Annotated in this window: 11 protein-coding genes; 5 read left to right on the plus strand and 6 right to left on the minus strand. The window is 73.2% G+C overall.

The genetic code is table 11. The features are described 5' to 3' along the window. The 3 genes from ACE3Q8_RS18020 to ACE3Q8_RS18030 form a co-directional block, all read right to left on the minus strand. Positions 1 to 507, minus strand: coding sequence for a transcriptional regulator (locus ACE3Q8_RS18020; protein ID WP_374471680.1), 507 nt, complete (start codon positions 505 to 507; stop codon positions 1 to 3). 75 nt (positions 508 to 582) lie between these two features. Next, entirely contained in the window at positions 583 to 1,617 is a 1,035-nt protein-coding gene (locus ACE3Q8_RS18025; RefSeq protein WP_374471681.1) for a FecR family protein, read from the minus strand. Beyond that, a complete protein-coding gene (locus ACE3Q8_RS18030) occupies positions 1,614 to 2,192 on the minus strand; it encodes an RNA polymerase sigma factor (RefSeq protein WP_374471682.1) in 579 nt (192 codons plus the stop codon). The genes ACE3Q8_RS18025 and ACE3Q8_RS18030 overlap by 4 nt, the downstream gene beginning before the upstream one ends. Before the next feature lie 316 nt (positions 2,193 to 2,508). On the opposite strand from ACE3Q8_RS18030, the gene ACE3Q8_RS18035 reads away from it, so the two are divergent. Then, on the plus strand, positions 2,509 to 5,553 hold the full coding sequence (locus tag ACE3Q8_RS18035) for a TonB-dependent receptor (protein ID WP_374471683.1): 3,045 nt from the start codon (positions 2,509 to 2,511) through the stop codon (positions 5,551 to 5,553). Positions 5,554 to 5,730: 177 nt separating this feature from the next. Here the strand turns inward: ACE3Q8_RS18035 and ACE3Q8_RS18040 are convergent, their stop codons facing one another. Continuing rightward, positions 5,731 to 9,783 (minus strand): DUF4347 domain-containing protein, encoded by a 4,053-nt coding sequence (locus ACE3Q8_RS18040; RefSeq protein WP_374471684.1) that lies wholly within the window; start codon positions 9,781 to 9,783, stop codon positions 5,731 to 5,733. Positions 9,784 to 9,901: 118 nt separating this feature from the next. Further along, positions 9,902 to 10,792: a DeoR family transcriptional regulator gene (locus ACE3Q8_RS18045; RefSeq protein WP_374471685.1), complete on the minus strand. Its 891-nt coding sequence runs from the start codon at positions 10,790 to 10,792 to the stop codon at positions 9,902 to 9,904. A gap of 242 nt (positions 10,793 to 11,034) precedes the next feature. On the opposite strand from ACE3Q8_RS18045, the gene ACE3Q8_RS18050 reads away from it, so the two are divergent. The 4 genes from ACE3Q8_RS18050 (at position 11,035) to ACE3Q8_RS18065 (ending at position 13,740) form a co-directional block, all read left to right on the plus strand. Next, positions 11,035 to 11,340, plus strand: a complete 306-nt coding sequence (locus tag ACE3Q8_RS18050) for an ArsR/SmtB family transcription factor (RefSeq protein WP_374471686.1) — start codon at positions 11,035 to 11,037, stop codon at positions 11,338 to 11,340. Positions 11,341 to 11,347: 7 nt separating this feature from the next. Beyond that, positions 11,348 to 12,214 (plus strand): PhzF family phenazine biosynthesis protein, encoded by an 867-nt coding sequence (locus ACE3Q8_RS18055; RefSeq protein ID WP_374471687.1) that lies wholly within the window; start codon positions 11,348 to 11,350, stop codon positions 12,212 to 12,214. 47 nt (positions 12,215 to 12,261) lie between these two features. Then, positions 12,262 to 12,642, plus strand: a complete 381-nt coding sequence (locus ACE3Q8_RS18060; protein WP_374471688.1) for a cupin domain-containing protein — start codon at positions 12,262 to 12,264, stop codon at positions 12,640 to 12,642. A gap of 651 nt (positions 12,643 to 13,293) precedes the next feature. Continuing rightward, the gene (locus ACE3Q8_RS18065; RefSeq protein WP_374471689.1) at positions 13,294 to 13,740 is read left to right on the plus strand and encodes a carboxymuconolactone decarboxylase family protein; all 447 of its coding nucleotides are present in this window, start codon (positions 13,294 to 13,296) and stop codon (positions 13,738 to 13,740) included. A gap of 183 nt (positions 13,741 to 13,923) precedes the next feature. Here ACE3Q8_RS18065 and ACE3Q8_RS18070 read toward each other — a convergent pair. Then, the coding region (locus tag ACE3Q8_RS18070) for a L,D-transpeptidase (RefSeq protein ID WP_374471690.1) at positions 13,924 to 14,413 on the minus strand (490 nt) is incomplete at its 5' end.

The raw sequence follows: 14,413 nt of genomic DNA on the forward strand, positions 1-14,413 counted from the left end.
TCACGCGTCGGGTGCGGGGGCCGGGTCGCGCGGCGAACCGGCGCGCAGCTCGCAGAGCACGAGCCGGAGCAGCGCCCGGAGGTCCTGCTCGTCCCGGTCGCGGGTTCCGGGCTCCGGGGGCGGTGGGTCGGTCGGCGCATCCGCGGCCAGCAGGTAGCCGCGGCCCGGGATCGTCTTGAGCAGGTCGCGGTCGTCGCCGAGCGCCCGGCGCAGGCGGGACACCTGGAAGCGCAGGTTGCTCTCCTCCACGGTTGTCGTCGGCCAGACCTGGCGCATGAGGTCCGCCCGCTCGACGATCCGGCCGCGGGCGCGCAGCAGCACGTGCAGCAGGTCGAAGGCCCGGCTGCCGATCTCCACCGGCCGGCCATCGCGCAGCAGGAGCCGGGCCGCCGGCAGCAGGACGAAGCGGCGGAAGCCCAGCGCCGGCGCCCTCGGCGGCGGCGGCTCGGTGAAGTCGATCACCACCCTGGCGTCCCGCTCCGGCTGGGGTCTTCCCGGCGTGTGCATGGCCACGTTCCTCCTGCGCTGCACGGCTGAGGTCGCGCGCCGCGGCGGAATCCTCACCCCCTCCGGACGAAAACCTCAGCGCGGGGCCGCCACCACCTCCCAGGTCCCGGGGCCCCGGGGCTCCAGGCGCACCGGGTGCAGGAGCGCCAGCGCGCGGCCGAAGCGCCGGAGGTCGCCGGTGCGGAACCGGCCGCTGATCCGCAGCTGCGCCACCCGCGGGTCGCGGACGATCAGGCGCTCCGGGCCATAGCGGTTGAGCTGCGTGGCCGCCTCCGCGAGGGTGACGTTCTCGAACACCAGCTGCCTGGCCTGCCAGGCGCCGGCCGCCTCGAGATCCGCGGGCCCCACCTGCGGGCGACGGCCAGCCTGGGCCACGAACCTCTGGCCCGGCTCGAGGCGCACCGGGAGGCCCGCCTCGCCGGCGCCGACCGCCACCCGCCCCTCGAAGAGCACCACCTCGATCCAGCCCGGGGTCACGGCCACGTCGAAGCGCGTGCCCACGGCGCGCACCTGGTAGCCGCCGGCCTGCACCTCGAACGGCCGGCGCGTGTCCCGCGCCACGTCGAAGAACGCCCGTCCCCGGAGCAGCGCCACCTCCCGGCGCGTCGGCCCCGCGGCGACCTGCGCGGCGCTGCCGCTCGCCAGCACCAGGCGCGAACCGTCGGCGAGCACATGGCTCTCCGCGACCGTCGCCAGGTTCTCGTAGAGCCGCCCCGCCGCCGGCGGCGGGCGATGCGCCGCCCCGGGGCCGGAAGGCGCCTGGGGTCCACGCGCCAGGCCCCACATCAGCCCGGCGCCCAGGGCCAGCGCCACCGCGGCCGCGGCGGCCGGGCGCCGCCAGCCGGCCGCCGGCGCCGGACGCGCCGGCCCAGCCCGCCGGGCATGGTCCCGCAGAGCCTCGACGATCTCGTCGTCGCCGACCGCGTCGAAGTCCGCCCAGGCGGCCTGCATCCGGGCCCAGGCGGCCGCGTGCTCCGGCCGTTCCAGCCAGGCGGCGAGGACGCCCGCGTCCAGGGCGGCGGCCCCCTCGCCCTGGCGGTAGGCCAGCAGGGCGGCCGCGGCGTCTGGCTCCAGGGCTTCCAGGCGTTGCAGGGTGAGCGCCTCGATCATCGGCCGCGCTCCGTCCGCATCGCGCTCAGGTGCTGCAGGGCGCGCATCATGTGCTTCTCCACGGCGCTGACGGAGATCCCGAGCTGGGCCGCGATCTCCTTGGCCCGGCGGCCCTCGAGGCGGTGCAGCAGGAAGATCGTCCGCGTCCGCTCCGGCAGCTGCAGGAGGGCGCGGGTGGCCGCCTCGAGGTCCTGGCGAGCGGCCAGGATCCGGTGCGGGTCGATGTCTGGCTCGGCGTGCCGCTCCGGTTCGAACGGCACATGCGCGTCGGCATGCCGCGCGAAGCGGCGCCGGCCGCGGTCAGCGAGGACGTTGGCCGCGAGCTGGAAGACGAAGGCCGACAGGTGGGCGATCGGGGCCTCACTGTCGCGGGCCGCCAGGCGCGCGAACACCTCCTGCACGAGGTCGTCCACCTCGGCGCCGTCCGGGATCCGGCTGGCGAAGTAGCGCGCCAGCGCCCGCCGCAAGGGTCGGGCCTGCTCGGCCACGGCCGGGCCCGTCATCCCGCCGGGCGCGCGGCCGCGCGCGGCCGCCCCCTCGCCGGGCCTCGGGTCGCACGCCGGGACGTCCGCCATCGCCATGGTCCCAGGGTCGCGCGCCGCGGCGAAATACTCAATGCGGTCGGCGAAAATTCGCGATGGCCGGCCGGCCGGCGTCGGCGCGGTGCGCGGCCCCGAGGCGCCCAGCGCGGCGCCTGCGACGTCCGGCGCGACAGTACAGCACAACTATTCGGAAGCATCGCCCCCCTTCGACAGCTTGCGCGCGAAACAGCCGATCCGAACTATACAATAACCGCGTTCCCCGATCGCGAGTCTCAGGTAGATTGACGGCCAGCCGGCGCGCGCGGGCGGACCAGGCCCGAGGCGGCCAACCAGGGGGCGTTGAACGGGAATGCGACGGTCGCTGCTGAGCTGGGCCTGCGGCGCCCTGCTGGCCACGGCGCCGGGCGCCGCCTGCGCGCAGGGCGGCGCCCTGCCCGTCGACGTGGCCGGGGGCGCGCTGCAGGACGCGCTGCTGGAGCTTGCGCGCGAGACCGGCGTCGACCTGCTGTTCGACGCCGAGGATGTGGCGCGCCTGCGCGCGCCGCCGCTGCGCGGGCGCATGTCGCCAGAGGCGGCCATCGGGATGCTGCTCCAGGGCACGGGGCTGGCGGCGCGCCCGGCCGGGGCGGGCGCCTTCGTCATCGAGCGCCGGAGCGGGGCGGCGGACCCGCCGGAGCCCGCGACCGTTCCCGAGCTGCTGGTGGTCGGCCGGCGCAGCCAGAACGCCGACATCCGCCGCCTCGAGACGGACATCCAGCCCTATCGCGTGGTCACCGGGCTGCAGGTCCTGCAGGCCGACCGCGACAGTCTCGATCACTATTTCAGCAGCCGCGTGCCGGCCAACACCACAGCCATCCGCCCGACCCAGGAGCTCGGCGGCGAGGCCCAGTCGCTCATCGACCTGCGCGGCCTCGGCGAGACCGGCACCCTCTCCCTCGTCGACGGCCGGCGCCTGCCGAGCGCCCCCGCGCCGCTCCGTGGCTACCGGCAGGCGGATCTCAGCGCCGTGCCGCTGCACGCCATCGAGCGGGTGGAGATCCTCACCGGCGCGGCCGGCGGGATCCACGGGTTCGGCGCCCTGGGCGGGGTCGTCAACGTCGTCATCGATCGCGCCCGCCAGGGGGCGGAGCTCCACGTCACCGGCGGCATGGCGTCCCGGGGCGATGCGCGGCATCTCGGCCTCGAGGGCCGCATCGGCCATACGAGCGGCGATGGCCGGACGGACGTCATGCTGTTCGCCGGCCGCACCTGGTCCGAGCCCCTGCTGGCCGGCGATCGGGGCTACCTGGAGGCGGACCTCGCCCTCAGCACCGCCAACGCCCCGCTGTCTCTGCTCTCGCTGCGGCCCAACGGGGACTCGCTGTTCGTCCGCAACCTCAACGGCCCAGGCACGGTGTTCCGCCTCAAGCCGGAGTTCGGCGGCGGCGTGTTCGACGGTCGCTTCACCTACCTGCCGCCCGGGCTCTCCGGGGCGCCGGCCGAGGTCGGCGCGGCGCTGGCGCGCAACGCCGGCCGCGCGGACACCGAACTGCCCGCCGGCGCCGCGACCAGCTGGGCGATGTCGACGCCGCAGACCAGCGCCCTGCTGGCCAACCTCCGCCACCGCTTCGATGGCGGCTTCGAGGCCTATCTCGACGCCGTCGTGCTCAGCAGCCGCGGCCGTTACGTGGGCGAGTTCAACAACCAGTTGCTGATCCTGAACGCCCAGTCGCCGTACAATCCCTTCCAGCACAGCGTGGAGCTGGCCTTCCCGCTTGCCGGATTCCGGCTGGACCGACGCACCCGCCTGGACACCACGCGCTACTCGGCCGGCCTGGTGGCGCCCCTGCCGCGCGGCTGGCGCGCCAACGCCGACCTCGCCGTCGGCGGCGCGACCAGCGAACAGGACCAGACACAGGTCCAGCCCGACCCGAACTTCAACGGCCGCGACCCGGACCTCAACCCGTTCGGCGACTGGCGGCGGTTCCAGGCGGCGCTGCTCGCCACGCGTCGGGTGTCGACAAGCGCCCAGACCCTCACCAACCGGTTCCGAGACGCCTCGCTGCGGCTGGCCGGCCCGCTGTTCCGCACGCCGGGCGGCGTCTCCACCCTGACGCTGCTCGCGGAGGGGCGACGCGAGCACGCCCCGTCCTACGTCAGCCTCACCGGCACGCTGGGCGTCCACTCCAGCCAGACGATCGCGGCTCGCAGCAACCTCACCACCTCGCTCTACGGCGAGCTCAGGGCGCCCCTCCTCGGCGCTGCGGCGCCGGCCCTCCTGCGCGAACTGGAGGTGCAGGTCGCCGTACGGCACGACAGGGAGCGAAGCGACTTCGCGCGCAACCCGCGCAACCCGGCGGCCGGCCAGCTGCGCGCGAAGTTCGCCGGCACGGCCTACACCGTGGGCGCCAAGGTCCGGCCGCTCCCCGGCCTGCTGCTGCGCGGCAGCTACGCCACCGGCGAGACGCCCCCGTCCCTGGCGAGCCTCATCGAACAGGTCAGCACCACCCGCACCGCGCTCAACGACCCGCAGCGCGGGGGCGTCGGCGCCCCCACCCCGCCCACCTACACCCTGCGCTGCTGCGGCGACCCCGACCTCGACACGGTGCGGGTGAGCACCGCCTCGGCCGGCCTGTTGCTGGCTCCCTTCGGGCCGCGGGGCCCTGAGCTCACCCTCGACTACTCGCGTATCCGCAAGACCCGCGAGGTCTTCTTCCCCACCGCCGAGCTGGTGCTCGCCCAGGAGGCCGCCTGGCCCGAGCGCGTCGTCCGTGGCCCGCTCGGCGACACTGACCGCGGCCGGGGTTTCACGGCCGGTCCGGTCACCGTCCTCGACGTCCGGCCGGAGAGCACGGCCGGGCTGAAGATCGACACCCTGGACGCCCGCGTCACCTGGTCCCTCGTGCGCGGCGACCAGGGCCTGCGGCTCTACGCCGAGGGCTCACACTACATCCGCCAGACGCAGACGGCGCCGTTCCGCGACGGGCTGCAGGTCGCCGGCTACTATGGCCGGCCGCTCCGCTGGCGCGGCGTCGCCGGCGCCGAGTGGTCGCGCGGCCCGTTCAGCGTCGGCGCCAGCCTCCAGTACTTCGGCAGCTACCGGATCTATCCGGCCGGCCAGTTCGCAGACGGGATCGCGCTGGCGGCCGGGATCCAGGGGGACGACGAGGTGCCGGCCCAGTCCTACCTCGACCTGCATCTCGGCTGGCGCGGCGCGGTCCCGGTCCAGGGCGCGCGCCGGGATCTCCGCGTCGATCTCGGCGTCGTCAACGTGTTCGACAAGGCGCCCCCGCGGGAGAGCCGCTTCGCCCTCACTCCCGTCTACGGGACCAACGCCCCCTACAGCCCGGCCTACAGCCGCTATGGAGATCCCCGGCAGCGCCGCTTCGTCCTCACCGTCAGCACAGCCCTTTAGCCTTTCCCGGGCCGACGAGACGCCGCTGATGCGGCCGTCGCGCCGACGTGCGGCGCGCAGGTCGTTCATCATCGCGACGGCCGCTCCGAAGGCGGCGCTCACTGACCTTGGTGCGGCCGCGGCGGGGGACCGGCCGGGGCTGGGGCGCGGCCGGTCCCCGCCCCCGGGCGGCGCGTCCTAGCCGCCCGGGATCCAGCCGACGTCCAGCCCCGCAAGCTGGACGTTCGCCAGAACCATCTTCGTCCCGGCGCCCAGGTCGATCACCGTGTCGGCGCCCACCTGGGAGAGGCTGTAGGCCTGGCCGGGGAGCAGTTGCACGCGATCCCCCTGGCCCCGGTCGAAGTCGAGCACCAGGTCCGCGCCCGCGCCGGCGAACAGATGGAAGGTGTCGGCGCCCGCCCCACCCGCCAGGGTGTCGTCGCCCAGGTCCCCCGAGAGCCAGTCATCGGCGGCCTCGCCGCGCAGCAGGTCCGCGCCCTGGCCGCCGCGCACCACGTCGGCGCCCTCGCCGCCGCGCACCGTGTCGTTCCCCTGGCCGCCATGGACCGCGTCGTCGCCGAAGTCGCCGGACACCGCATCGTCGCCGGCCCCGCCCCAGGCGACGTCGCCATCCTGGCCGCCATGGACAGTATCGGCGCCCTCCCCGCCGTCCAGGCTGTCGGCCCCCGCATTACCCTGCAGGAAGTCCTCGCCCAGGTCGCCGCTGACGGTGTCGCCCCCCGCGTCGCCCCAGAGCCGATCGGAACCCTTGCCGCCGTAGACCAGGTCGCCGCCGTCGCCGCCATTGACGGTGTCGGCTCCGGCGTTGCCGTGGACGAGGTCGGCGCCGGCGCCGCCGAACACCACGTCGTCGCCGTCGTCCCCGAACAGCCGGTCGTCGCCGGCCGCCGAGCCGACCGTGTCGTCGCCCGCCCCGCCGCGCAGCACGTCGTCGTCGGCGCCCAGCACGATGGACTGGGCCGCGCCGTCGCCGAACACCACCTGCCGGCCCTCGCCGCCCGTCACCCGCGCCGCGCCGATCACCGCGGCGAAGTCGACGTTCTGCAGCTCGATCACCGCGCCCTGCGGCAGGCTGCGGGTGTCGATCACCAGCGCCGTCGAGGGCGCGCCCGCATCGATCGAGCCCTGGATCACCAGCGGCTGGCTCGGCGCCGGCCCGCCCGGCGCGGTGGTGGGCGTCACCGTCTGCACCAGCAGGGGCGTGTCGGACGGCAGGGCGGACAGGAACCCGGTCCCGCCGCCCGTCAGCGACGCCTGGTCGGCAGAGCCCGGGGAGGTGCGGCCCTGGATCTCGCGGATCAGCTCGCCCAGCAGGTCGGGGGCGGGCTTGGGCTGCGCCAGGCCCGAGACCTGCAGGCCGAAGCCGGTCGGCACCTGGGCCGTGAGCACCGGGGCGCCGCCCGCCTGCACCAGCGGGATGTCCGCCACCGTGTTGCCGCCGACGCTCTCCTGCCGGCCCGAGGTGACGATCGGCACCGTCACCGTCTGCTGCACCGAGCCGTCGGGGTTCGTGCTCGTGCTCGTCCCCACCGGGACCCCGTCCACCGTCTGCGGCGCGGACGGCGGCGGCGGCGGCGGTTCCGGCTCAGGCTCGGGCTCGGGCGTCGGGGGGGTCACATTGAACGTGAGCTTGCTGTCCTCGGCAGCCAACGCCCCCGCCGTGTCACGGACCTGGAAGGTCAGGCTCGCATAGGGGCCGCCGGAACCTCCCGGCGCCGGCACAAAGACCAGCTTGCCGGCAGCCAGGTCCGAGAGCGGAATCTCTCGACCCGGCTTGACCAGCACGCCGTCCAGGCGGAGCGCGCCGCCGGCAGGGGTCGCCGTGATCACCACCGACTGCAGGCCGTCGCCCTCCGCGTCCTCGAACGGGAAGGCCTCGGGCCCGAGCGTGACGGAACTGTTGGCCGCCAGCGTCAGCGTATGGTCCAGCCCACTGGGCGCGTCGTTGACCCCGGTGACCACCACACGGGTGAGGACCGTCTGCGAGCTCGTGACGCCGTCGCGTACGACCATCTCGATCTTCCGCTCACCGGCGACGGGCTCCCCCAGGCCGTTGCGGAAGGACACGCCGCGCAGCGCCGCCTCGAACTGCGCAGGGGTCGCCGGCCCGGTGAGCACCAGCGTCCCCGTGGCCGCCGCGTACTGGGCGCTGATCGCCCCGCCGCCAGCGCCTTCGGCGAGGAACAGCTCGTCGCCGGGCTGGGGGTTGGTGATCACCACCCGGGCCTCGGTGAGCGTGGCGCTGTCCGGGTCGGCGAGAGTCACCACCGGCTCAAGGGCCACCGCGGAGCCGCCTTCGACGAAGCTGGCGGCCCGCCCCACCCCGTCCAGCACCGGGGCGAGCGGCTCCGGGTCCTTGGCCGTGAGGGCCAGGGTCTTCTTGACGGGGTTCGCCACCAGGCCGTCGTCGACGCTGATCTCCACGGACGCCGCGCCCGCCGCCGTCGCTCGAAAGCCCATCGCCGCCAGCGCCGGGTTGATGTCGGCGGCGGCGCCGGTGAGCTGCACGCCGGCCCGGAGCGGGTCCGCGTCCTCGACGCCCACCAGCTCGCCGTTGTGAGCGGTCAAGGTCACGCTCAGGGGATCGTTGTCCTTGTCGCCCACCCCGACGTCGGCAAGCGCGGCGACCGCCCCGACCGTCACGTCGGAGGTCGTGGCCGGCACGCCGCTGATGGTCGGCGCGTTGTTCGGGCTCGCGAAGACGTTGATCCAGGTGATCTCCGGCTCCGCGACGCGCCCGTCGCTGACCTCCACGCGGATCACCTGCACCCCGCTCTTGGCGGCCGTGAGGGTCGCGTGGGCGAGGCGGGCGTTCACCGCATCGGCTGAGCCGGTGATCTGCACGCCCGCGGTCGTCGGGTCGTCGTCCGTGACCCCGCCGATCACGCCGTTGCCGGGCGCCAGCGTGACGGTCAGCGGATCCCCGTCGGGATCGGCCACCGTGAAGTCCGGAAGCGCCCCGGGGCGCCCGACCCGCACCTTCACATCGTCCAAGGTGAGGCCGGAGATCGTCGGCTTGCTGTTGCCGCCCCCCGCCTCCATGAAGAACCAGCCCCAGGTGGGCAGGTCCTGATGGCCGTCGTTCAACTGGAACTGGATCGACGCCGGACCATCCTCGTCGGCCTTGAAGGTGGCCGCCGCGAGCGCGGCGTTGATCTCGCTCGCCAATCCGGTGAGCTGGATCCCATCGGCCGTGGGGTCGCTGTCGGTCAGGCCGCCGATCGTCCCCCACCACGGCAGGAGGGAGAGGGTCAGGACGTCCCCGTCGGGATCGCTCACGGTGAAGTCGGGCAGCGGCGTCGCCTGCCCCGCCACCACGGAGACCGGAGCGCCGGGGTTGTCGACGCCGTGGATGGATGGCGCGACGTTCCCGCCGCTGGCGAAGAGGAGGAGGCTGGCCTGCTGGCTCTCCGTCCCGTCCGAGACGGTGATCTGGAAGGTGGCGAGGCCGTTGGCCGTGGCCGTGTAGGTTAGGCCGGCGAGCACCGGGTTCAACACCTCGGCGGCGCCGCGGAGCTGCAGGCCCTCCTCTGCGGGGTCCTGGTCCACGGCGCCGCCGATCGTCCCGCCGACGGCGGTGAGCGTGACCTTCAGCTCGCCGCCGTCCGGATCGGAGACGGTCATGTCCGGCAGGGCGTAGGCCTGGCCGACCACCACGTCGGGGAATTCGATCGGCATGGTCACCTGCGGCGCGCCTAGGAGCCCGCGGTAGCCGGCGGCCGCCTCGGGCCGCAGGGCGGCGGCGGCGGTGACCTCTCCGACGCAGTAGCCCAGGTCCCAGTCGCCGCCCTGCTCGGCCGCCCCCGTCGCCGTGACCGATGCGGCCACCGGCGCGTCGAGCGTGCCGGCCAGCCGGCGCAGGAAGGCGCGCCCCGCCTCCCCTTCCGCCACCCCGCAGCCGTACAGCAGGACCTGCGCCCCGCGGGCCAGTCCGCCGGCCAGCCCCGAGACGACGGCCGGCCGCTCCGCCAACAGGGCCTCGTCGAGCTCGCCGGCCCCAAGCCGCAGGCGACCCGGCGCGCCGTGGCTGAACAGGTGCAGCGTCACCGCCGGCGGCCCGCTGGCCAGCGCCGAGGCCATGGCGGCGAGCGCGTCGGCGCTTGCGTCGATGAGGTGCGCCTCGAGACCGGGCCGGAGGCCGTCGAGCAGCTCGCCGGGATCGGGCACGTCCGACAGCACGAACGCGACCTCGCGGGCGCCCGCCCGCGGCTCCTCGATGAATTGGATCATTGTTGCCCCCGCAACCGGATTGACCGGCAGCGCGGCTAACATGCAGGCGGCGGGGGTGGCGGGGCGGGGCGCCCCGGAATGGGGGTTGCGCCGCGGCTCGGCGCCCCAGAATGGGGGATCAGCCTGGTCCCATCTCCCAGGCGTGGAGCAGCCCGCGGGCGTCGAGCACGCTGTAGAACCGCAGCAGGTTGTTCAGGTGCGCCGAGGTGAACGCGATCCACTCAGGCCGCTCCAGGACGTCAGGCGCCATCAGCAGCCCGCGCGACGTCCGCAGGCACCGTCCCTCCGCCACCAGCCGCGCGGCGTTGCGTCGGACCGTCTCTTCCGGCAGGCCCAGCCGGCGCGCCAGGGCCGCCACGGTCACCGGCCGGCCGCCGCCGCCCTCCCCGTTCGCCCGGAGGATCGAGAGCTGCAGCATCACCTGCAGCAGGCCGCCGAGCGTCCGGGCGGCGGTCTCCAGCGACCGCAGCAGGTGGTCGCCCCAGATCCGCATCACCAGGCGGTACGGGAACGGCGCCATTGCCGGCTGGGGATGGCGCGGGGGGTCGAGCACGCCCAGCCCCCGCAGCCGCGCGTAAAGCCGGCCAAGACCCTCGCAGCTGGCCCGCGCCGGCTCGGTGTACTGGCTCGACGCCAGCACCCGCTGGGGAACCACCACCCCGCCCCGCACCCGCTCGCAGAGTCCGAGCTCCACCAGGCGGTTCACCCGGCGCCGGACGGTCTCGGCCGGCAGGCCGATCGACTCGGCCACGGCGCGCGTGCTCACCGGACGCCGCACGGAGTCGGGGGGCGGGGCGTCCATGGTGTCGTAGGCCCGACGGTGCTGCGGGTCGCGCAGCAACGGCTCGACGTTGGCCTGGGTGATGGCGATCATGATCGTCGCGTCGATCGAGGATCGCGCCTCGTGACCTTCGTCCGAAGCGCCGCGAAGAAAGCCGATCTCGTTGAGATCCGCGATGAACGCGGCGGTCAGCCGCTCGGCCGCCCGTCTCGCCTCTGCTGCCTCCAACGCCGCACTCCGACGCTCTCACCACCCCTGGTGGTGCCAGAACGGGGATCGGCGTGGCAAGCCTCCTTCGTCTGCCGCGTTGCGCGGAGGCTTGGTGGTGCCGCTCTCGCCGCAACAGGCGCCCCAGGTCCGCCTCACCCGCGGCTATTCGGCCGGGTCGCCAAGCGGGCGCTCGCCTGCGCCTTGCGCCGCCCGCCCAACCTTGGTATTTCGTTATTATGCGAAACGACGAAATAGTCGGCTTGAGCCTGCGGCTGGACGCTCTGAAGGCGATCGCCAGTCCTGTGCGCCTGAGCATTCTCGAGCTTCTGAAAGACCCCCTGGGGAACTTCCCGCCTCAGGTCGACGGTGATCTGATCGTCGATGGCGTCTGCGCCGACTTCATCCGCGAACGCCTCGGCATCGCCGCGGCGACGGCGTCGCGGCACCTCACCTTGCTGACGGACGCGGGACTGCTGGTCGCCACTCGCAAGAAGGGGTGGACCTTCTATCGGCGTCACGAGCCGGCCATCGCCGACCTGGCGGCCAGCCTGTCTGCAGAGCTCTAGGTGACTGATGGAGGGTCTCGCCTACACCCACGTCGACGTGTTCGCGCCGCATCCCTATGCCGGCAACAGCCTTCCGGTGTTCCTGGACGGCAGCGGGCTCGTCCCGTTTCAGATGCAGGCGATCACTCGCGAACTGCGGCACTTCGAAGCCGTCTTCCTCACGGCGACCGGGATCGAAGGGACGTACAGGGCCCGGGTGTTCGACCTCGGCGACGAGCTTGATTTCGCAGGACATCCCATCATCGGCGCGGCGGCGGCGTTGCACGAGGCCGGGGATCGCGGATTGTCCGCGAAGTGGACCTTCGAGCTCGCCGCGCGAACGGTGACGGTGGAGACCAAACGCGGCGCGGATGGGTTCTTCGCCGACCTGGATCAGGGAAGCGCCAGCTTCCTGTCCGAAGCGGGCGATCGGAGGGCCATCGCCCAGGCGTTCGGACTGGAGGAAGGCGACCTCGATCCCCGCCTCCCAGCCCAGGTGGTCAGCACCGGCCTGCGCTATCTGATCGTGCCGGTGTCGTCCTCCGCCCTGGCCAGGGCGCGCATCCGAGAAGATATCACGCCGCTGCTGACGGCGGCGGGCGCCGAGTTCGCGGTCCTGCTCGATGAAGACCGGCGCGAGGTCAGGCATTGGAACAACGACGGCCTGATCGAGGACGTCGCCACAGGCAGCGCAGCCGGCACGGTCGGGGCCTACCGCCTGCGCTATTGCGGCGCGGAGTCCGGTCGGCGGTTCCATCTCGAACAGGGCCGCTTCACAGGCCGGCCGAGCCGAATCGAAGTGGAGCCGCATGGTCACCCGGGCGAGGTGCGCTCAGTCAGGGTCGGCGGACACGTCACGATCGTCGGCGGCGGCGTGCTGAGGCGCCTGCCGTGACCGTCACGCCGAGGCGGACTGACGGCCTGACAATGGAGGAGAGACCGATGCTGCCCAGGAAAGTCGCCATCGTCCCGGCGGTCGACAGCCAGATCGCCCAGCCGTTCGATCCCTACATCGTCGCCGACGTGAACGAGTCGCAGGTCAAGGTGGCCAAGTTCGGGGAGATGTTCGAATGGCATCACCATCCCCACGAGGACGAGGCGTTCTTCGTGCTGAGGGGGCGGATCGCCATCGACTTCGAGGAGGGCGCCGTCGAACTTGCCGAGGGCGAGTTCCTCGTGGTCCCGCGAGGTGTCAGCCATCGCCCCCGTTCGCTGACCCACGAACCGGTCGTCATGATGGTGGAACCCGCGAGCACCCTGAACACCGGAGCCGCGGTCACCGAACTCACCGTCGCCGCCCCCAAGCGCCTTCAGCCTGGGTGAGACCGCGGCGGAGCTCGGGCGCCCGCTCGACGGCAAGCCGTCGACGCGCCGCCAGCCTGCTTGCCGAGAACGACCTCGCTGGAGCCCCGCTGGCCGCAGGCTCCCCTCGCCCTGTCCCCGTGCTGGATTCAACAGGCGCACACAGGTCGCAGACGAGGGCCGAAGCCGGTCACCACGCGCAAGGAGACGGTCGACGCCTTCGAGGTCGGCCTGAAGCGAAGCTCCTGTCGACGGCTGCAGGCGAACGCTTCGGCTTTCTGGTGCGCCCACCGGGACGTTCAGGCGGTGATGAACGCCTCCAACGCTCGTGCGCCTTGAGGGGCTCAACGATGTGCTGAAAGCGGCGCCCGCCGAGCGGCGGGCCAATGCCGCGACCTACGCCGACCCGGGCTTGCCCCTCCCTGCCGTCGTAGCCGATACCATTGTACGGGTCATCCTCCGCTAAGCGACACAGGTCGAACTCGCCCGCGGCGAAGCGAACCTCATCTGCGGTCGATTGGCTCCGAGTTGGGGCTCAACAGCGGACCCGTCCAACGTCCGCTACCGACCCGAAGCTGACCTTTCGACAGCGAGATGACGGCTCCGCCACCCCCCATGTCACAACCAGGATCTGCCGCACGTCTTCGGTCGACGTGGATGACAGGAGATCCGATGACACGCTTGAACTGGAGCGAGGTCGCCCCTGAAGGCGCGAAGGCGCTCTACGGGGTCCACCACTACATCACGGCGCGCACGAACCTGCCGCCGGAGCTGATCCACCTCGTGTTTCTTCGGGTGTCGCAGATCAACGGCTGCGCCCATTGCATCGATCTGCACGCCCGCGATCTGCGGAAGACGATGTCCATCGAGAAGATCACCCTCGTTCCGGTTTGGGATGAGGTCCCGCACCTCTTTTCGGACATGGAGCGCGCCGCGCTGGCCTGGGCCGAAGACGTCACTCGCGTGAGCGATACCCATGCGTCGGACGAGGCCTATGCCGCAGCATCGGCAGCGTTCGAGCCGAAAGATCTGGTGGACCTCACGATCACGATCGCGGCCATAAACGCCTTCAACCGGTTAGGCGCGCCATTCCGTCTACCGGTCGCCGCGCACGCATAGCAGGCATCGTCCGACATGGGTCGTCAGCGGACCTTCGACTCGATGCGGAGCGTGGAGTCAGGTCCCGAATGGAAGCGCAAGTCTGAGCATGGCCTTGGGCTGCGAGGCCAGGGTTGTCGGCGGCGTTCAGGGAGGCAATGACCCGAGGGGCGGAGGCGCGACGCTGCGGGGCTCGGCGCCGTATCAGCTGCGCCGAATGTCCACCCTGACGGGTTCTCGGCCGGCCCAAGCGAACAGCCACGCGGCGTCCTCCGGCGTCAGCCGGATGCAGCCGTGGGATTTCGTCCGGGTGTTGCCGGCGTGGAAGGCGATCGCCGGATGCTCCTCCAGGAATAGGGCGTGGGGCATCGGCGCGCCATTGTACTTGCGGCTGCGGTAGTTCCGGATCCTGCGGGACGTGGAGAGCCGGCCGTCCTCGACAACCGGCGTGCTGCGCCCGGGGCCAAACGAGAGGTCGGTGATCTCGCGCACCACCGCGCCGCCCTCCGCCACCACCAGCCGCCGCTCCGCGAGGGAGACCGTGATCGTCCGGGACGGCGTCCCGGGCGCCGCGACTTCTGCGGCGGCCGTGTTCGGCGCCGGGGCGGCGGCCAGGACGCGCGAGGCGCCGGCGTCGCCGAGCGCCGCCGGGTCCTTGCTCGGCGGGTTGCGACGGGTCGCCCGCGCGGGGCAC

Source organism: Phenylobacterium sp., from assembly GCF_041913825.1.
GTDB lineage: Bacteria > Pseudomonadota > Alphaproteobacteria > Caulobacterales > Caulobacteraceae > Phenylobacterium.